Source organism: Mycobacteroides chelonae (assembly GCF_016767715.1).
Lineage (GTDB): Bacteria > Actinomycetota > Actinomycetes > Mycobacteriales > Mycobacteriaceae > Mycobacterium > Mycobacterium gwanakae.
Genome location: NZ_CP050145.1, coordinates 3,433,961 through 3,451,068, shown reverse-complemented (window position 1 = coordinate 3,451,068; position 17,108 = coordinate 3,433,961). Strand labels below are relative to the sequence as shown.

17 protein-coding genes are annotated in these 17,108 nt (G+C 63.0%); 8 read left to right on the top strand and 9 right to left on the bottom strand.

The window, feature by feature from the left end; all coding sequences use genetic code 11:
• Window positions 1-8: 8 nt before the first annotated feature.
• Both HBA99_RS17020 and HBA99_RS17015 read right to left on the bottom strand, forming a co-directional pair.
• Window positions 9-503: an SRPBCC family protein gene (locus HBA99_RS17020; protein ID WP_070933243.1), complete on the bottom strand. Its 495-nt coding sequence runs from the start codon at window positions 501-503 to the stop codon at window positions 9-11.
• Window positions 500-835, bottom strand: coding sequence for an ArsR/SmtB family transcription factor (locus tag HBA99_RS17015; RefSeq protein WP_030097128.1), 336 nt, complete (start codon window positions 833-835; stop codon window positions 500-502). The genes HBA99_RS17020 and HBA99_RS17015 overlap by 4 nt, the downstream gene beginning before the upstream one ends.
• 130 nt (window positions 836-965) lie before the next feature.
• On the opposite strand from HBA99_RS17015, the gene HBA99_RS17010 reads away from it, so the two are divergent.
• Both HBA99_RS17010 and HBA99_RS17005 read left to right on the top strand, forming a co-directional pair.
• Window positions 966-1,802, top strand: a complete 837-nt coding sequence (locus tag HBA99_RS17010; RefSeq protein WP_030097129.1) for a metal-dependent hydrolase — start codon at window positions 966-968, stop codon at window positions 1,800-1,802.
• An 11-nt stretch (window positions 1,803-1,813) separates the two neighbouring features.
• Entirely contained in the window at window positions 1,814-2,650 is an 837-nt protein-coding gene (locus HBA99_RS17005) for a metal-dependent hydrolase (RefSeq protein WP_057967394.1), read from the top strand.
• Between the two features lie 3 nt (window positions 2,651-2,653).
• Here the strand turns inward: HBA99_RS17005 and HBA99_RS17000 are convergent, their stop codons facing one another.
• Window positions 2,654-3,265: a TetR/AcrR family transcriptional regulator gene (locus tag HBA99_RS17000; RefSeq protein ID WP_070933245.1), complete on the bottom strand. Its 612-nt coding sequence runs from the start codon at window positions 3,263-3,265 to the stop codon at window positions 2,654-2,656.
• 89 nt (window positions 3,266-3,354) lie between these two features.
• Here HBA99_RS17000 and HBA99_RS16995 point away from each other — a divergent pair, with 89 nt between their 5' ends.
• From HBA99_RS16995 to HBA99_RS16980, 4 genes are all read left to right on the top strand, one after another.
• Window positions 3,355-3,831 (top strand): hypothetical protein, encoded by a 477-nt coding sequence (locus tag HBA99_RS16995; protein ID WP_046255919.1) that lies wholly within the window; start codon window positions 3,355-3,357, stop codon window positions 3,829-3,831.
• A gap of 136 nt (window positions 3,832-3,967) precedes the next feature.
• Entirely contained in the window at window positions 3,968-4,948 is a 981-nt protein-coding gene (locus HBA99_RS16990) for an esterase family protein (protein ID WP_070933247.1), read from the top strand.
• 84 nt (window positions 4,949-5,032) lie between these two features.
• Window positions 5,033-6,424 carry an NAD(P)/FAD-dependent oxidoreductase gene (locus tag HBA99_RS16985; RefSeq protein ID WP_070933248.1) on the top strand — a complete coding sequence of 464 codons (1,392 nt, stop codon included), beginning with the start codon at window positions 5,033-5,035 and terminating at the stop codon, window positions 6,422-6,424.
• A 48-nt stretch (window positions 6,425-6,472) separates the two neighbouring features.
• The gene (locus HBA99_RS16980; RefSeq protein ID WP_070933250.1) at window positions 6,473-7,108 is read left to right on the top strand and encodes a TetR/AcrR family transcriptional regulator; all 636 of its coding nucleotides are present in this window, start codon (window positions 6,473-6,475) and stop codon (window positions 7,106-7,108) included.
• Between the two features lie 100 nt (window positions 7,109-7,208).
• Here HBA99_RS16980 and HBA99_RS16975 read toward each other — a convergent pair whose 3' ends face one another.
• Window positions 7,209-7,559 (bottom strand): branched-chain amino acid transporter permease, encoded by a 351-nt coding sequence (locus tag HBA99_RS16975; protein WP_070933252.1) that lies wholly within the window; start codon window positions 7,557-7,559, stop codon window positions 7,209-7,211.
• Entirely contained in the window at window positions 7,552-8,280 is a 729-nt protein-coding gene (locus HBA99_RS16970; protein WP_070933255.1) for an AzlC family ABC transporter permease, read from the bottom strand. Before HBA99_RS16970 ends, HBA99_RS16975 begins: the two co-directional genes overlap by 8 nt.
• Before the next feature lie 79 nt (window positions 8,281-8,359).
• On the opposite strand from HBA99_RS16970, the gene HBA99_RS16965 reads away from it, so the two are divergent.
• Complete coding sequence (locus tag HBA99_RS16965) at window positions 8,360-8,800, top strand: Lrp/AsnC family transcriptional regulator (RefSeq protein WP_057969324.1); 441 nt, start codon at window positions 8,360-8,362, stop codon at window positions 8,798-8,800.
• 87 nt (window positions 8,801-8,887) lie between these two features.
• Here the strand turns inward: HBA99_RS16965 and car are convergent, their stop codons facing one another.
• Genes car through HBA99_RS16945 form a run of 4 tightly spaced genes read right to left on the bottom strand, consistent with a single transcriptional unit; the run spans window position 8,888 to window position 16,062 of the window.
• A complete protein-coding gene (car, locus tag HBA99_RS16960) occupies window positions 8,888-12,409 on the bottom strand; it encodes a carboxylic acid reductase (protein WP_070952205.1) in 3,522 nt (1,173 codons plus the stop codon).
• Between the two features lie 11 nt (window positions 12,410-12,420).
• Window positions 12,421-13,665 (bottom strand): glycosyltransferase family 4 protein, encoded by a 1,245-nt coding sequence (locus HBA99_RS16955; RefSeq protein WP_030094161.1) that lies wholly within the window; start codon window positions 13,663-13,665, stop codon window positions 12,421-12,423.
• A gap of 28 nt (window positions 13,666-13,693) precedes the next feature.
• A complete protein-coding gene (locus HBA99_RS16950; protein WP_057968168.1) occupies window positions 13,694-15,247 on the bottom strand; it encodes a 1,4-alpha-glucan branching protein domain-containing protein in 1,554 nt (517 codons plus the stop codon).
• Window positions 15,244-16,062, bottom strand: a complete 819-nt coding sequence (locus HBA99_RS16945; protein ID WP_070952206.1) for a class I SAM-dependent methyltransferase — start codon at window positions 16,060-16,062, stop codon at window positions 15,244-15,246. Before HBA99_RS16945 ends, HBA99_RS16950 begins: the two co-directional genes overlap by 4 nt.
• Before the next feature lie 252 nt (window positions 16,063-16,314).
• Here HBA99_RS16945 and HBA99_RS16940 point away from each other — a divergent pair, with 252 nt between their 5' ends.
• On the top strand, window positions 16,315-17,106 hold the full coding sequence (locus tag HBA99_RS16940; RefSeq protein WP_005056735.1) for an electron transfer flavoprotein subunit beta/FixA family protein: 792 nt from the start codon (window positions 16,315-16,317) through the stop codon (window positions 17,104-17,106).
• Window positions 17,107-17,108: the final 2 nt, after the last annotated feature.

Sequence of the window (17,108 nt, the reverse complement as noted above, 5' to 3'; positions counted from 1 at the left end):
TGGGCGTGCTATTTCAGGTCAGCCAGCAGATCCTCGATGCGGTTGTAGCTGATCTGCATGCCCACCTCCATGCCGGACTCGATGCGTCCGTCCCGATGCTCCTTGCAGCTGTGCTGTACCAAGACCCGCATGGTGGTGACCCCGTCGACCTCGTCCAGGGTGGTGGATACCAGGGCCGAGGCATCGGGCATCCCCTCGTAGACCTCGGTATTGACCAATCGGTGGGGTCTGTCGATCTCGTGGTACGCGCCGTGGAACCCGACCTCCATGTCCGGCGCGGATTCGCACGGTTGGCTGACTACATACCGCCATGTGCCACCGACTCGCAGATCGATATCGCAGACCTGCCAGTGCGCGGTCTCGAATCCCCACCAGCGCTTGACCAGATCGGGCTCGGTGAGCGTTCGAAAGACCAGCGCAGCGGGCGCGTCGAAGGATCGGGTGATGAGAATCGTTGTATCCGAGGGAAGTTCGACGGTGGCGCTGCCATACCGACTGCTCATGGGGTCTCCTCCTGTAGTTCGGTGAGTAGGTCGTCGAGCCGGTTGAGGCGCTCGTTCCAGGTGCGTTCAAACGCGGTCACCCAGTCATGGACGGGCCGCAGAGCCGCACCGTTGACCCGATAGAAGCGGTGCCGTCCATGTGAGCGCACCCGCACCAGATCGACGGCGCGGAGCACGCCCAGATGCTTCGACACTTGCGGCTGACCCATCCTGGTCCGCGCCACCAGATCGTTCACCGTGACCTCGCCGGTGCCGATGGCACTGAGAAGGTCGCGACGGCCGGCCTCGGCGATCGCGTTGAACGCATCGGCGGTGGTGGGGGTGCGGGCCATGAAGGAAACATATACCGATATAGGTATATGTCAAGCCCGGAATCCTCGGAAAATCAGCGGATTGCGGTACCCTGAGCGCGTCGGCGATGCCGACCGAAATCAGTCATTGCGGGGTAGTGGGAAGCTGAGTATGGACAGGCCGATCAAGACCCGCCGTATCAAGTTTCGCTACCAACCTGGTTCGCTGGATCGTCATTTTGTACAAGGTGACCTGGTGTCTAGCCACATGATGGCGATGCTGTCGGCGGTGTTTCCGGAGGGTGAGGAGTTCTTCATCCGGTCGGTCCGGCGTTACTCGGACCAGATCACCGATCCTGAGCTCAAAAAGCAGGTGGCCGGGTTCATCGGCCAGGAGATGACACACGGGCGTGAACATCGCGAACTCAACGAGCGCCTGCAGGAGATGGGCTATCCCACCGCGTTCGTGGAGCGGCTGGCTCGGCGGATTTTCAACTTCCAGACCCGGAATTATCCGCCGATCTACACCTTGGCCGTCACGGCCGCGTTGGAGCATTACACTGCGGTCCTTGCCGAGACCTTGCTGACCGATCAGCGTGCCTTGGACATGCTGGGTGAGGGTGAGGTGCGTTCCATGCTGCTGTGGCACGCCTTCGAGGAAGCCGAGCACCGGTGCGTGACCTTCGATGTGTACCGCGCCGTCGGTGGTAGCGAGCGGCTACGCATCTGGGTGATGCGCCGCACCACCATCGCGTTCATCTACACCACATTCTTCGAGACGGTGATCTCGCTGCTGCGTGATAAGGCCGCCTACAACCCGGTTCGCTTGGTGAAAAGCATTGCGGCGTTGCGGCACTTGCCGTTCCTGAGTCGTGAGGTACGTCGCCGCATCGGCGAGTACAACCGTCCGGGATTCCATCCCAACGACTCCGACAATTCCGAACTGATCGAGAAATGGCATGCCGAGCTCTTCGGGGAGAACGGACAGCTGACCGGCCATCTGCACTAGCCGAGGTGATGGTGGAGCGGGAAATCAAGACCAGACGGATCAGGTTTCGCTATCCGGCCGGTTCCCTGCGGCGTCACTATGTGCAGGACGACCTGGGCATGAGTCATGTGGTGTCGGTGCTTTCGGCGGCCTTCCCTGAGGGTGAGGCGTTCATGATTCGTTCGGTGCGCGCGGTTGCCGATCAGCTGACCGATCCTGTGCTCAAGAAGCAGGTGGCAGGCTTCATCGGCCAGGAAGCCACGCATAGCCGTGAGCACCGCGACCTCAACGAGCGGCTGCAGCAGATGGGTTATCCGACCGCGTTTGTCGACCGGGCGACCCGCAGGGTTCTGGAAACGCGCTCACGCTTCTCGTCTCCCCGGTACTGCCTTGCGATGACAGCCGCGCTGGAGCATTACACCGCGATTCTCGCAGAGACCTTGCTGACAGATCAGCGGGCCTTGGACATGCTGGGTGAGGGAGAGGTGCGTTCCATGCTGCTGTGGCACGCGCTGGAGGAATCCGAGCATCGCACGGTGGCGTTCGACGTTTATCGGGCCATCGGCGGAACCCATCGCATGCGAGTATCGGTCATGTGGTTCACCACATTTGGGTTCTTCACCCTTGCCGCATGTGCGTCGTTCATCTCGCTGTTTCGGGATCGGGACTTCTACAACCCCAGGATCTTCTTTCCGAGTGTTAGCCGGCTGTTCCGTTCGCCGTTCTTCTCACGTGAGGTGTTCCGGCGATTGATGTCCTACAGTCGCAAGGATTTTCATCCCGATGAGGTAGACAACACCGAACTTATCGCGAAGTGGAATGCCGTGTTGTTTGGCGAGCAGGGGCAGATCGCCGATCATTTGCACTGACCCTCAGTGTGTCAGGTACCGCGTCAACATGTTGACCAGCTCGTCCTCGAACAGCTGCGTATCGACCGGTCGTGGACCGGCCACCAGGCGGTGTACCAGTGACTCGATGGTCGCCACCACCATCCTTGCCGCCATGGCTGTTTCGGCTATCCGGACCTCGGGGTGTGTTGCCAGGAGCGTCTCGGCCGCAGCGACGACGGAATCTTCCGAGCGATGCAACAGGGCCAGGAACTCGGGTGGGCGCGGCGCCTCTTCGAAGAGCACCCGGTGCAACCGTGGGTTGTCGCGATGGTTGTCGATGGCTGCCCTGACGAAGACTCGCAGGGTGTCTTCGATCGAATTGGGCAGTCCTGCAGACAGATGCCGCTGGATGAGGGCGAACCCTTCTTCGGTGTGCGCGGTCATCAGCTCGACGAGGATGGAGTCCTTGTTGGGGAAGTACTGATACAGCGAGCCGATCGAGATATCGGCCCGCTCGGCGATGCGATTGGTGGTCCCGGCGGCGTAACCGAAGTCGGCGAAAACGTGAGCAGCCGCATCGAGGATGCGCCGCCGGGTGGACCCTGCGCGGTCCTGTCGTGGCTGCTTGCGTGGCTGTAGCCGGGTGTTGAGCATGGTGCTGGCACCTTCCCCAAAAGCGAGTACCGCTTATGTGAGTAATTACTCATAATAGTCATTGACCAGCATATATGGAAGGAAATGAGATGAGGACGGTCTATCTGGAAACTGAACTTCCCACCGATGCCGACCGGGTGTGGAGTGCCATGCGATATGCCGGCACCTTCCTGTACCTGTGCCGTGGATTGTTCGGCATTCCCGCGCTGACGGGGCGCACCGACCCCATGCGGGTGGGCGAGATCGGCACTGCATGGCTGTGGGGGTTGCATCTGATTCCGTTGTACCGACACACCATTCACGTGATCGAGGTCGACGAGAAGACCCGTACCGTGCGCACCAACGAGCGTGGCGGCATTCTGCGCACCTGGAACCACACCCTTCATGTGCAACCCCTCGGGGACGGTCGCTGCCGGTACAGCGATTCCATAGACATCGATGCCGGGCCGCTCACCGGGCTGGCAGCCAGGGGAGCGACGGCCATCTTCCGCTATCGACAGCGGCGCTGGCACAAGCTCGTCGACAAGCACCTGCTGCCGGAGGGGCCGGCCTATACCCGGGTGTGACGGCAAGGGTCATGGGCCGTGCGGTGTGGCAAACGTCACGGCCTCCATGCCCATTCCCGGGGAGAGCGCGACGTGTTAGCGTTTTAAACACTGTTTAAATCACTGTTCTTGCTCCCCTGGAAAGGAAGTCCAGCCGATGAGACGCGTTTCTTCGATGCGTGGCGCCACCATCCGTTTTGTCAGCGCCGTGGCCGTTGGGGCCGTGGTTCTGCCGACGCTCGTCGGTATCGCTGGCGGCTCGGCGATGGCGAATGCCTTTTCGCGCCCGGGGCTTCCGGTCGAGTACCTGGAGGTGCCGTCAGCCTCGATGGGGCGCGACATCAAGGTTCAGTTTCAGGGAGGTGGCCCTAAGGCTGTCTATCTCCTTGACGGGCAGCGCGCTCGCGAAGATTTCAGCGGCTGGGATATCGAGACCACGGCTTTCGAGGACTACTACCAATCGGGCATCTCGATGGTCATGCCAGTCGGTGGACAATCCAGCAACTACACGGACTGGTACCGCCCCGCTAAAGGCAAAGACGGTGTCTGGACCTACAAATGGGAGACCTTCCTCACCGGTGAACTACCGCAATGGCTGGCCGCCAACCGGGGCGTCTCGGCCACGGGAAACGCCATCGTCGGGCTATCGATGGCGGGTCCGTCCGCACTGACCCTGTCGATTTACCACCCGCAGCAGTTCATCTACGCGGGGGCGCTGTCGGCTCCGCTGCACCCGTCGGCCAATAAATGGCAGATCTCCATCTCTATGTCCGACGCCGGCGGGTTCAGCTCGGAGGACATGTGGGGGCCCGAGAGTGACCCCGCCTGGGTTCGCAACGACCCGTACCTCAACATCGACAAGCTGATCGCCAACAACACCCGACTGTGGATCTACTGCGGCAATGCGCAGGCCACCGATCTTGATAAGGACCGCAACGGCTTTGAAAACCTCGCGGGCGGAGTCATCGAGGGGCAGGTCATCGACGCCAACAAGCAATTCGCAGACGCCTATGCGGCGGCGGGCGGCAAGAACGCTCATTTCGAATTCCCGGCAGGCGGCATCCACAACTGGACCTACTGGGGGCAGCAGTTGCGCGCCATGAAGACCGACCTCGTGGGTTACCTGACCGGGTCGTAGGGGCGAGCACCCATATTGACATTTGAGCCAGTTTCGTTAACGTAGCCCACTACACCATTCGGTCTAGTCGGTGGAGGGTTGTCGATGGACACGTTCGACGTGGCGATCGTTGGCGCACGATGCGCTGGCGCCTCGCTCGCCATTCAGCTGGCGCGGCAGGGGCTCTCGGTGTGCTTGCTCGACAAGGCTCGATTCCCCACGGACAAGGCTTCGACGCACCTTTTCACGCCCAGTGGCACAGCAGTTTTGGAGCGTTTGGGTGTGCTCGACGACGTCGTGGATGCAGGGGCGACGCCACTGCGGACCATGCGGTTGCGTAGTAACGACGTGAGCGTCACCACCCGACCTGACCCCGGTGTCATCGGAGTAATGCTTGGTATTCGGCGCGAGACCTTCGACCCGATTCTCCTGGAGCACGTCGCCCGTGCGGGCGCTGAGATCCGTACCGGCTGTCGCGTCGACGGTGTCTTGACCGACAAAGGGCGCGTCGTCGGACTGGAAACGCAGAGTGGACCCATCCACGCCGAACTCGTAGTCGGCGCAGACGGACAGCATTCGCGAATCGCCGAACGTGTTGGAGCGCGGGAGTATCTGACCATCCCTGGCTCGTACATGCCGACGTGGTCATTCTACGAGGGTGCGACCCCTCCGTATGACCTGGTGATGGGTCGGGTCGGGGAGGGGAACGGTATCGCGCTTCCTTTGGATAACGGCATCTACATCGCCATGATGGGTACACCGATGGCCAAGGCCGATGCCTTTCTGGCGGACCGTTACGCGAACTTCGATGCCGCGCTGGCACGTTGGCCCGAGATGGCCGAGGCGGTCGCGGGAGCGACGCGCCGGGGGCCGTTGCGCATCCTGCGGCGCTGGCACGGCTACTTCCGAACGGCTGCAGGCCCCGGCTGGGTGCTGGTGGGCGACGCCGGCCATTTCAAAGACCCGGCGCCCGGGCAGGGAATGGCCGATGCGTTCCGCCAGAGCGAGTCCTTGGCGGCTCGCATCGTGGCAGGATTGGGCGGCGGCACCATCGACAAAGAATTGTTGGACTGGTGGCGATGGCGCGACCTGGATACAGTGGAAATGTATTGGGCCGCATCAACTCTAGGTGAGCTGACTAATCCTGCGGCCGTCACGGATGCGGCCTTCCGGACTCTGGGTAAGAGCGATGTGGCTTTGGAGCGGATGCTGCAGGCGATCCTGCCGCGTACCGTCAAGCCGCACAGTTCCCTCCGGTTAAGGGACGTTTCGCGGATGGTCGCGTACATTGCCGCCGCGGTGGCCACGAAGCCAGGCCAGTTGACTCCGACGGCCAAAGCGGCAATATGGCAAGCACGTCAAATCGGGAGGATTGCCGTTGCTTACCCGGGGCATCGGATCGGAGCACGCCGATACCGGGAGCTGCCAGTGCTGTCGTCCGGGCTGAGTAAGCCGAAGAGTATCGAGTCGCTACGTTCGGTATCCGAAGCAAGTTAGGCGTGGCAGCTTGGCCGCTAACGCCCCGCGCGATGTTTGAATAACTTGGTGAACCAGGCGGATGCGCGTACGAGGCTGCTGGAGGCGACCGAACAGGTGCTGCTCGAAGACGGTCTGGCGGCGCTATCTGTGCGTCGGGTGACTGGGCTGGCCGGTATGAACGTCAATGCCGTCAACTACACGTTCGGAAGCAAGGATGCGCTCTTGCGAGCTCTCATGCTGAGGATCATGGAACCTGCCCTTGCCGAGCGGAGTCGCCGCCTCGACGAGGTGATACGGACGCCGGGCCATACGGTCGAAGATCTTGTTGTCGCGTTTCTTTCGCCGCATGTGTCTGCCGACGCGCAGCAGATTGCTTTGTTCATGGAAATAGGGGTCAAACCGGTACTCGAGGGCGATGTGCGGTTTGAACAAACCCGGGAGGACATCGTCCAAGAGGGGATAGGCCGGCTGGTCGCGGCGTTATCGCCATTGCTGCCTGAAGTACCTACGGAGGTCCTAGCTTTTCGCGTAGAAACGATGCTCGGCATGTCCCTCATGCACGCTATGAACAGGGACTATCTCGCCGATAAATATGGCCTGGTGAAAGGGGAGCGCAACCAATACCTCATCGATGATGTGGTGCACTTCTTCTCTCACGGACTGGCGGCGCCGACACAGCTACATCGGCTCCCTGAGTCTTAGATGCTCTGATTCCCAGAGTGTTTGGCGGCGATGCGTCGACCGTAGCTGAACACTGTTGATCCAATGAGCACTTGAGGCGTCCAGGGTGCACCAGGTGGATTTACCCGGCGATGAGCCCGAGGTGTGTCTCGCCCACGTTGGTGATGATCAGGCAGGCGAGGGTGCCGACCACGATGCTGAGCACCGCGTTGCGTCGCCAGAGATGTATGCCCACTGTCGTCACCACGCCGACGATGGGCCCGGCGCCGTGTGACGGTCCCGTCAGGTTGATCGTCGAAAGGCAATACACGGCGAGAATGGCGATGGCGCCCAGTGGAATCCAGCGTCCCAGGTCGGCAGCCAGCCCGCTGTTCTTGATGGCGTTTCGGGCAGCGAAGGGTAGAGCCCGCAAGGCGAAGGTGATCACCACGGCGGAGACCAAAGCCGCTGCGATGTAAGCGGGTTCAGGCATGGCCTGCCCGCTCTTCCGTGCCGGAGTGGGTAAGGTGGTGCCGGACAACAAGAGTGACGGTGTAGCAGCACATGGCCACGAGAATCATCGCGCCAGGGGCGATCGCCAGTGCCGCGAGTGCCGCCGCCACCGCGAGCGCGATACCCGGGATATCCGGCCGCAAACGGTAGGTGTCAAGAACGAGCACCAAGAACATGGCGATGAGCACGAAATCCAGCCCCTTCAGTCCGCTGAGGAAGGAGGCTCCGGCGAGACCGCCGGTGGTCGCCCCCGCAACCCATGAAAGGTGCAGACCGCATTGGGTCCACAGAATCCGGCGCGAGCTCAACGCCCGGCGGTCCAGCGCGGTGATCAATGCGTAGGCCTCGTCACATAGCGCGAACATGCTGTACGACTTGCCCAGTCGGCTGGCGACTCGGTCAAGGGGGAATGACATCCCGTAGAAGAGATGGCGGGAATTGACGAGGAAAGTCGTCAGCGCTATGGCCGGCACTGATGCGCCCGCAGACAGCATGCCCATCAAGATGAACTCGACCGAGCCTGCGAACAGGACTCCGGAGATGATCGGTGCCAGCCACCAGGGGAGCCCATGAGAGGTGACCACGACGCCTAATCCGATACCGAGGGCAAACAACCCCGCCCAGACAACGCCAGCATGGCTGACTGCTTTGACCAGCTCATCCCGGTGTCGAGGCTGTGGCGGCAACACCTCCTGATTCATGTAGCAATCATAGAGTGGTACGCGAGCATGATGATTGTGCATATTGCTCATCGGGAGGTCATTCCGGCAATATAGATGCATGGACAGGCTTGATCGCGCAATAATCAATCAGCTGCAGGTTAGCGGTCGCCTGACGAATCAGGAGTTGGCTGACCGGGTCGGCCTCACCCCGGCACCGTGCTTGCGACGCGTCCGCCGCTTGGAGGCCGAGGGCGTCATCACCGGCTACACCGCGTTGGTGAATCCGGCGGCACTGGGGCGCGACTTCGAGGTGATCATCTACGCCGATCTCGTGGCCAAAGACCTCGCCACTGTGGCGTCCTTCGAGGAGCGCCTGGTCGCGATGGACGAAGTCGCCGAACTCAGGCGCATGTTCGGTATTCCCGACTACTTCATCCGGGTGCAGACCGCCGACCTCGCGGCCTATGAGCAGTGGTTGAGCATCAAGCTCATGGGCGACCCGGCGATTGCCCGCGTTGACTCGCGGTTGACCATGAAACTCCTCAAATCACGCCGCTGAGTGGACGTGATAACCGCCCTGAAGATGAGTTGAGCCCTGTCAGTGCTCGTCCGGTATTGGTGGAGAGAGATGGGACTACGTGCGCGTTCAGAGCAACCCATGCGCCCGTAGATCCGCTATGTACTTGGTGATGAGCGCGTGGTCGATATGTGGAATGTCGGCGCTGTCATCGTCGCTTCCGATCTTGTAGTTCTGCACCGCTTTTCGGAACTGATCGGTGGGAGTATCGGCGCCGCGGCGCGGGCGGCCCGGGGTGCGGTAGGCATCCAGGAGCGGAAGAACCGAGCTGCGCCGTTGGTCGTCCGGCAGACCTCTTAGCGCCGTCTCGAAACGCGACAGCCATTCGTCGTAGTCGTCGATGATGTCGATGGTGTGGCCGTCTTCGACAAGCCAATCCACGAAGGTGTCCACCGAGATGCCATCATTGTGCGGGTTCATCACGTCATATGAACGGAATCCCTCGGAGTTGGCCAGCCCCAGGGTGGTGATCGCCTCCGTGACGAAATCTACTGGCAGGCCCTCGTAATGGGCCCGGGGGCGGGAGCCGTCGCCGTCACCTTGATAGAAGCTGCGCGGTGCGATTCCGGTCAGTACCAGGCTCAGGAGCATGCGGGTGAAGGCATCGGTGACGTTGAGCTGACCGCTGTACTGGCGGTGGGTGAGGATCATGTCGGAGCGGAAGACACTGACCGGCAGACCACATAGGTCGTACGCCTCGCGTAGCAGCACCTCGCCCGCCCACTTGCTGTTGGCATAGCCGTTGGCGTAGCCCGGGCCGATATGCCGAATGGGGCTGACCGTGCGAATGTCCCCGTCCTCGTCGAAATCGGGCACCGCCATCGCGACCGCCATTGTCGACAGATAGGTCACCGGCTTGATCCGCGTCGTCAGCGCCAGCCGAATAACCTCAGCGGTGCCAAGAACATTGGGGCCGAACAACTGGTTGTAGGGCAGTACGTGGTTCACCAGGGCGGCGGGATGGACAATCTTGTCGACTTCGCGAGCCAACTGCTCCCAGGTAGCGTCGTCAATGCCCAGACGTGGCTGGGTGATATCGGCGGCTATTACTCGCAGGTGCCGCCGGGCCAGCGCGCGGAATTCATCGAGCAGCACCTGATCGGTGTGGCCATACGCGGCCTCGAGGCGAGCCAGGGCGTCGTCGTCATCATCACCGCGGACCAGGCAGATCAGCTGGCCACCGGACTGGGCCAGTCGCTGCAGCCACTCCAGACAGAGGAATCTTCCGAGGTAGCCGTTGGCGCCGGTGAGCAGGACTGTGCCCACCGCGCCGGAGAATCGCTCCAGTTCCGCTGCACTGCTGAGTGTTTCGGCATCAATAAACTTGTCGAGAGTGAGTTCGTTCGCGTTGATGACAGTCACATCTGAGCCGTGCACGCTGGCCGCGGTGGCGGCACCGCTTTCTCTCGCGCCCTCGACGTAGGCGGCGAGCTTGCGCAGATCAGCGGCGGGTCCGGTGATCACGCCGACCGGCACCTCGACGTCGAATAGATCGCGCAGCAGGTTTGAAAAGGTCAACGCCGACAGGGAGTCTCCACCGAGATCGATGAAATGGTGGTCCGGACGCACCGCGTCCGAAGACATGCCGAGCAGCGCCTGGGCCGCCTCGGTGACGGTCTCGATGACCGGTCGCTGCTGCGCGGTATCGCGCAGCTGTCGCAGCTCTTGGACGCGGGCTTCGGCGAGGTCGGCATAGAGCTGTTCGAGCCGATCGCCGTAGTGCTCGATCATCTTGGGGCGTATCGGCTTACCGACGGCCGCGAGCATGCCGCTCTCGATGCTGAACGGCGTGGTCTCGATGATGAAGTCGGCGGGAAGCTCATACGAATGCAGATGACTGACGCGTGCGGTCCGCTGCAGCGATTCCCGGATCGAGTTCTTCAGGTCGACGGGGTCCGGGTGGGCGCGTAAGGCTTCCTCGGTGGGCACGATCACCGCGAGCAGATACGCGCGTTCGCTGTTCCCGTAGACAAATATCTGGCGGACCAGCGGTGCACCGACGTACACCGTTTCCAGATTCGCCACCGCGACGAACTCACCCTGGGCAAGTTTGATGACGTTGTTACGCCTATCCACGTATACCAGCTCGTCGGGGGCGATCTCCGCCATCACGTCGCCGGTCCGGTAGTAACCGTCGGCGTCGAAGACCTCGGCGGTGACATCGGGCCGCTTGTAATACCCGGGTGTCGCGGTGGCGCTCTTCACCAGCAATTCGCCACGCGGATGGGGCTTGTCGGTGGTGTAGTACCCGAGTTCGGGGACATCGATGAGTTTGTAGTCGAGCACCGGCGGACGAGAGATCTTGCCGTCCCGGAACACGCCGCCGACCTCGGTGAGGCCATACAGGTCGAGCAGGTGGAAGTTGAGAGAGGATTCCAGGAAGGTCTTCATCTCAGGGGATAACGGTGCCGTCGCGAGCATGCCGGCCACCACGCGCCCACCCAGCACATCCTCGCGCAGTTCGGCTTTGGCTGTGCGATCGGCCGACGCGGCCTCGGCGCCCTCGGCGATGAGCGCGTCAACACGTGTCTGGTAGTGCTGGAACAGCATGTCGACTACCCGCGGTACCACGCCCATGTGTGTGGGGCGGGCCAGCTGCCAGTCCTCGAAGAGCGTCGATAGATCGCTTTCGGGAACGAAATAGCAGGTGCCGCCGGGGATGAAGGCGGTCAGTAGTCCCACTCGGCCTGCGAGGTGGTTGAGCGGCAGGAAGTTGACGTTGATGATTGGGGTATCCCGGTTGGGGGCCGCGCCCGAAGACCAGAAGCGGGTCACGGTCCACTCGGTGAACATGGCTCCCTTGGGGGCGCCGGTGCTGCCGGAGGTGTACATGATCAGCGCCGTGCGCTGGTCGTCTCCGGCGGTGTACAGCACGGGCTCGGGCAGCCGCCGGCCGTTCGCAATAACCTCCGCAAGCGGCTCGACGACGACCCGCATGCCGGCAGCCTGTAGACGCTCCCTTGCGGCGGCGAGCTTCTCACGATGATCGTCGGTGTCGGGCCGGTAATCGAACACCACCACCCGCTGCAGATCGGTGAGCCCCAATGCCGCCTCTACCGCCAGGTCCAGACAGTCGGCGCTCGCCGCCACCAGCCGCGGACTGGTCTCCTCCAGCATCATGCGCAGCTGGGTCACCGATGCGTTGTGTTGCAGTGGAATCGACACCGACCCGTTCATGAGAGTGGCAAGGTCCAGGGTGACGTAATCGGGGCTGGAGAAGCCGATGGTGGCCACGAAGTCATCGGCACCAATGCGATTCTCGCCGTGCTGCCACTCGGCGAGAATCGCCGAGATGTTGTCGAGAAGCTGTCCGTAGGTGATGGTTTCGAAGGCGGGCAACAATCGATCAACGGTGCGACCGGTGGCGGGGTCGGTGACCGATTCACGGGACCGGAAGCCCATCACCGGGCGTTCGGCATAGCCGGTCAGCAGAGCGTGAAGCACCTGTGACAACCGCAGGCCGGGCACCAGCAGAGAATCCATGACCTCCGGGTCAGGCCGTGCGGCCCGGAACTGGGGGTCGGACTCGAACAGCTTCGTCGCCAGGGCCGCCGCATCGGTGTCGTAGTTGGCCTGAGTATGGGCGGTCATTAGGGGCCTCTCTACCGGTCCGGCAGCGGACGCTCGACGATTACGCTGCGGCCGAACGGTTCCCGTTCGCGACGCTTGGCCGCCACATATACCTGAGCGGTTTCGTCGGCGACAGTCGCCCAGTCGAAGTCCGCGGTAAGACGTGCGCGCGCCGCTACGGCACGTTCGGCGGCACCGGCCGGGTCATCGAGGGTGCGTTTGACGGCATCCGCGATTCCCGCCACATCGCGCGGCGTGAAGGACAAGCCGGTCGCGCCGTCGATGACGGCCTCGCCGAGCCCGCCGACGTTGGATGTGACAAGGGGAGTGCCCGCGGCGGCAGCCTCGAGCGCCACGATGCCGAATGGCTCGTAGTGGCTGGGCAGCACGATGGCGTCGGCGCGGTGCAGCCACTGCAACAGCCCCTCATGGTCCAGGTTGCCCAGGAACTGCACGGACTTGACGACCTTGTGTTTACGCGCCTGCTCGAGGAGCCAATCCTGTTGAGTGCCATCACCGGCGACCGCCAACACGGTTCCCGGGTGCGCGCGCCGGATCTTGGGCAGCGCCGCGATGGCATCGTGGATGCCCTTTTCGTATTCAAGTCGCCCGACGAAAAGCAGCACCGGTGCCGTGCCGTCGGAAGGCAGTCGGGGAGCGAACACCCAGCGGGTGACGTCGATGCCATTTCGGATGACGTGAACTTGTGGCAGCTCCGGTCCGAACAGCTCGGTCACTTCATCGAGCATCGAGGCAGAGCACGTGATCAGCGAGTCCGATTCGCGGGCCAGCCACCATTCCACCGAATGCACCTGTCGACTGATGCGTCCCGAGACCCAGCCGCTGTGCCGGCCGGCCTCGGTGGCGTGCAACGTCGATACCAGGGGCACGTCGAAATGCTCGGCGAGGGTGATCGCGGGGTGTGCCACCAGCCAATCGTGGGCGTGGACGACGTCGGGCCGCCAATCGCCGGAACCCTTGAGGCCCAAGGCCAATCCGGCGCGGACCATCGCATGTCCCATGGCCAGAGTCCAGGCCATCATGTCGGTGCCGAAATCGAAATCGTGTGGATCCTCGGCAGCCGCCACCACCCGGACGCCTTCGGACATCTCGTCGGATGTCGGGTGACTCGCCGGATCGGTACCTGATGGGCGCCGGGTGAGTACCACCACGTCATGCCCGGCCGCGGCCAGCTCGGTGGACAGGTGATGCACATGCCGGCCCAGCCCGCCGATGACCACCGGTGGGTACTCCCACGAAACCATCAGAATTCTCATTGATGAGCCTCTCGCGCGACGGTCTTGTTCATCGTGGCAGCCTCCGGGCATCAAGCGCGCCGAACAGCCCGTCCGCACGGTTCCAACCGTCGGCCAAACGGATGGCGGCATCGTGCCGTCCACTGGCCAGTGCCGCGGCGATCTCGCGGGTGGCGTGCGCGTGCAGATGCGCGCGGTAGCGCGCGTAGTCGGCCGCCGAGTCCTTGCTGACCATGAAGGGCCAGTCGCTGGACACGGTCAGCAGTGCCTCACGCAGGATCTGATCGGCTACCCGGTTACGGGTGTGCGGTGCGGGTTGTTCGTTGAGTGCCTTGTCCACCGCGGTGAGGGCGGTGTCGACCACTTCGGTGTTCAGCTGCACCAGATCGGCCACCTTCTCGCCGTTCCACACATGCCAGTCCTTACCGGAACCCCATGAGCTGGCAGGCAAGTCGAAAGGCTTGCCCACGTATCCACCTTCGCGAGCCTGTTCCAGGGTGCCCACCTGGATTCCGGCCTCGGGCAGGGCGCGAAGCACACGTTCGAGCCACATCGGTCCCTCGTACCACCAATGGCCGAACAGTTCGGTGTCGAACGCCGCGATGACATGCGCGGGCCGCCCGATGCGGTCGGACTCGGCGATCAGGCGCTGGCGCACGGTATCCACGAAGTCGCGGACATGGACGTCGATGGCTCCGTCGGCACGCTCGGGGTCGTACGGCGCCTTGGCTTCCGGTGCCACATTGCGTCCGGTAACCCGCGCGGGCTTAAGGCCGGTGTCATGGTCGTAGGTGTGGAAGTCGCGGTAGGCGGCATGGCCGGGATAGCCGGACTTCGGTGACCACACCCGGTAACTGACCGTCAGATCGCGCCCGAACGCCACCACATCTGAGTCGCCCACCGGACGGCCCAGTGAGGTGTCTCCCTGCAAAGATGGCCCGTCCACCATGAAGTGGTTGACCCCTGCGGCCGCGTAACCCTCCTCCATGCCCGGGGCGTAGGCACATTCCGGCGCCCAGATGCCGGTCGGTGCATGCCCGAAACGCTGTGCGGCATCGGCCAATCCCTCGCGCAGGGCGAACTCGCGCAGCCGGGGGTGCAGTAGCGGCTGGAATGGATGGGCGAGGGGACCGCCCAGCAGCTCAATCGCCCTTGCATCGATGAGGCTGCGCAGCGGCCCGCTGCCACCATGTCGCCAGTACTGATCGAACTCATCGAGAGCGTTTGTGGCGCTGCGGTATTCGCGGACCCCGAAGGCGCGCAGCATCTCCGGGCTCGAGGCGGTGCCGGGTTCGGCGTCGGTACTGGTGATGGTGGCAGCCTCGAAGGCGCGCAGTTGCCAATTGGCCAGCCAGCTGTGCAGCCCGGTGAGGCAGTGTGGATCATCCAGCTGTGCGGCCACTACCGGGGTGATGCCGAGAGTGATCAGGTTTTCCCGGCCCTCGGCCGCCAGCGTCCGAAGCGCCTTGAACAACGGGAGGTAGGAAGCCGACCAGGACTGATACAGCCATTCCTCGCCAACCGGCCAGCGCCCGTGGTTGGCAAGCCATGGCAGGTGCGTATGCAGCACCATGGTGAACAGCCCAGGAACCTTCTCCGTCACGGAATCACCGCAATGGCAACCAGATCCAGACTCTGGTCAATGTCGCGTTCCCCCGCGTCGATGATTTCGAAATCCTCGGTGGTCAAACCTGTGATGTCCGCGAGCAGATCCTGTGGCCACGGCGCGCCGGCGACCGCACGCTCGATCTGCGCATCGATGATCGAACCGCCGTATTTGGCGTCGAGCTCGCGAAGCCGTGGCCCGTGAAAGACACCGTAAACACCGTCCACCGAAAAGCCGTTTTCCACAAGAAGTTCGGTGAGTTCGGCGGCATTCAGCTCGCGAGTGTGGAACGGATTCAGCGGGGTATCTCGCCCGGGGGAGAAGGTGATGCGATTCGGGGTGCTGATTAGAAGGGAGCCGCCGGGGCTGAGCACGCGGGCGCACTCGCGGATGAACTGCCCCTGGTCCCACAGGTGCTCGATGACCTGGAAGTTCACCACCACATCCACCGCACCATCGGTGAGTGGCAGGTCCGCCAGATTTCCGGCGCGCATGTCCACACGGGGATACCGGGCCTTCACGTGCGCAATCGCGGACTCGTCGTAATCCAGCCCGATGACGTGCTCGGCCACGCCGGCCAGCATGTTGGCGCCGTAGCCCTCGCCACTGCCCGCCTCGAGCACCCTGCGTTCTGCGCAGAGGCCGCTGAGCCGCTCGTACACCACTTCGTGGCGGCGGAACCAGTAGTTCTCCTCGGCGACCCCGGGCACGGTCCGCTCCCCGGTCAGCGCCAAGGCGTCCGGGTCATCGGCTGATGAGCCGCTTGCGCGAAGAGGGTCAGCCGGGTGCGGGTCGGTCAGGTGCGAGTTCATCGTTTGGCAGGCTATCGGGTGAACGCCGTGTCTTAATACTGGTGGCCCAGATCACAGGCCGGAAACCAGGGGTGAACCGGCTATGGTGTACGGGCGAACTCCGTATATTACCCGTGAGTAACTTTGTTCGCCGGATTAGTCACGAAACGTGACAGTGCGACTGGCGTAGTACGGGTGCGCGCGGAACCACCACGCAGCAGATGGCCAGCACACCGCTGGCAGACAGCGAAGAGGAAGGACGATCGGAGACTTATGACGAACATTGCGGTCCTGATCAAGCAGGTCCCAGACACCTGGTCGGAGCGCAAGCTCACCGACGGTGACTTCACGCTCGACCGGGAAGCCGCCGACGCGGTACTCGACGAGATCAACGAGCGTGCCGTCGAGGAAGCGCTGCTCATCAAGGAGCGCGAGGGTGGCGACTCGGTCGTGACCGTCGTGTCGGCAGGCCCGGAGAAGGCCACCGAGGCCATCCGTAAGGCGCTGTCCATGGGTGCCGACAAGGCAGTTCACCTGCTCGACCCGGGCCTGCACGGGTCCGATGCCATCCAGACCGGCTGGGCCCTGGCCCGCGCGCTGGGTCAGGTCGAGGGTGTCGAGCTGGTTATCGCCGGTAACGAGGCCACCGACGGCCGGTCCGGTGCCATTCCCGCGATCATCGCCGAGTACCTGGGTCTGCCGCAGCTCACGCACCTGCGCAAGCTGACCGTCGAGGGCGGCGTCGTCAAGGGCGAGCGCGAGACCGACGAGGGTGTGTTCGAGGTCGAGGCCACTCTGCCGGCCATCGTCAGCGTCACCGAGAAGATCAACGAGCCCCGCTTCCCCTCCTTCAAGGGCATCATGGCCGCCAAGAAGAAGGAAGTTGCCGTGTTGACCCTCGCCGAGATCGGCGTGGAGGCCGACGAGGTGGGTGTCGCGAACGCCGGTTCGACCGTGCTGTCCTCGACTCCCAAGGCCGCCAAGACCGCGGGCGAGAAGATCACCGACGAGGGCGAAGGCGGCACCAAGGTCGCCGAGTTCCTGGTTGCGCAAAAGATCATCTAAGA

What these genes read in the sequence shown, in the direction of transcription:
- HBA99_RS16955 (WP_030094161.1), bottom strand. Translation starts at nt 13,665, where the DNA reads ATGAGAATTCTGATGGTTTCGTGGGAGTACCCACCGGTGGTCATCGGC.
- car (WP_070952205.1), bottom strand. Translation starts at nt 12,409, where the DNA reads ATGACCGCCCATACTCAGGCCAACTACGACACCGATGCGGCGGCCCTG.
- HBA99_RS17010 (WP_030097129.1), top strand. Translation starts at nt 966, where the DNA reads ATGGACAGGCCGATCAAGACCCGCCGTATCAAGTTTCGCTACCAACCT.
- HBA99_RS16990 (WP_070933247.1), top strand. Translation starts at nt 3,968, where the DNA reads ATGAGACGCGTTTCTTCGATGCGTGGCGCCACCATCCGTTTTGTCAGC.
- HBA99_RS16995 (WP_046255919.1), top strand. Translation starts at nt 3,355, where the DNA reads ATGAGGACGGTCTATCTGGAAACTGAACTTCCCACCGATGCCGACCGG.
- HBA99_RS16970 (WP_070933255.1), bottom strand. Translation starts at nt 8,280, where the DNA reads ATGAATCAGGAGGTGTTGCCGCCACAGCCTCGACACCGGGATGAGCTG.
- HBA99_RS17015 (WP_030097128.1), bottom strand. Translation starts at nt 835, where the DNA reads ATGGCCCGCACCCCCACCACCGCCGATGCGTTCAACGCGATCGCCGAG.
- HBA99_RS17020 (WP_070933243.1), bottom strand. Translation starts at nt 503, where the DNA reads ATGAGCAGTCGGTATGGCAGCGCCACCGTCGAACTTCCCTCGGATACA.
- HBA99_RS17000 (WP_070933245.1), bottom strand. Translation starts at nt 3,265, where the DNA reads ATGCTCAACACCCGGCTACAGCCACGCAAGCAGCCACGACAGGACCGC.
- HBA99_RS16940 (WP_005056735.1), top strand. Translation starts at nt 16,315, where the DNA reads ATGACGAACATTGCGGTCCTGATCAAGCAGGTCCCAGACACCTGGTCG.
- HBA99_RS16985 (WP_070933248.1), top strand. Translation starts at nt 5,033, where the DNA reads ATGGACACGTTCGACGTGGCGATCGTTGGCGCACGATGCGCTGGCGCC.
- HBA99_RS16965 (WP_057969324.1), top strand. Translation starts at nt 8,360, where the DNA reads ATGGACAGGCTTGATCGCGCAATAATCAATCAGCTGCAGGTTAGCGGT.
- HBA99_RS16945 (WP_070952206.1), bottom strand. Translation starts at nt 16,062, where the DNA reads ATGAACTCGCACCTGACCGACCCGCACCCGGCTGACCCTCTTCGCGCA.
- HBA99_RS16975 (WP_070933252.1), bottom strand. Translation starts at nt 7,559, where the DNA reads ATGCCTGAACCCGCTTACATCGCAGCGGCTTTGGTCTCCGCCGTGGTG.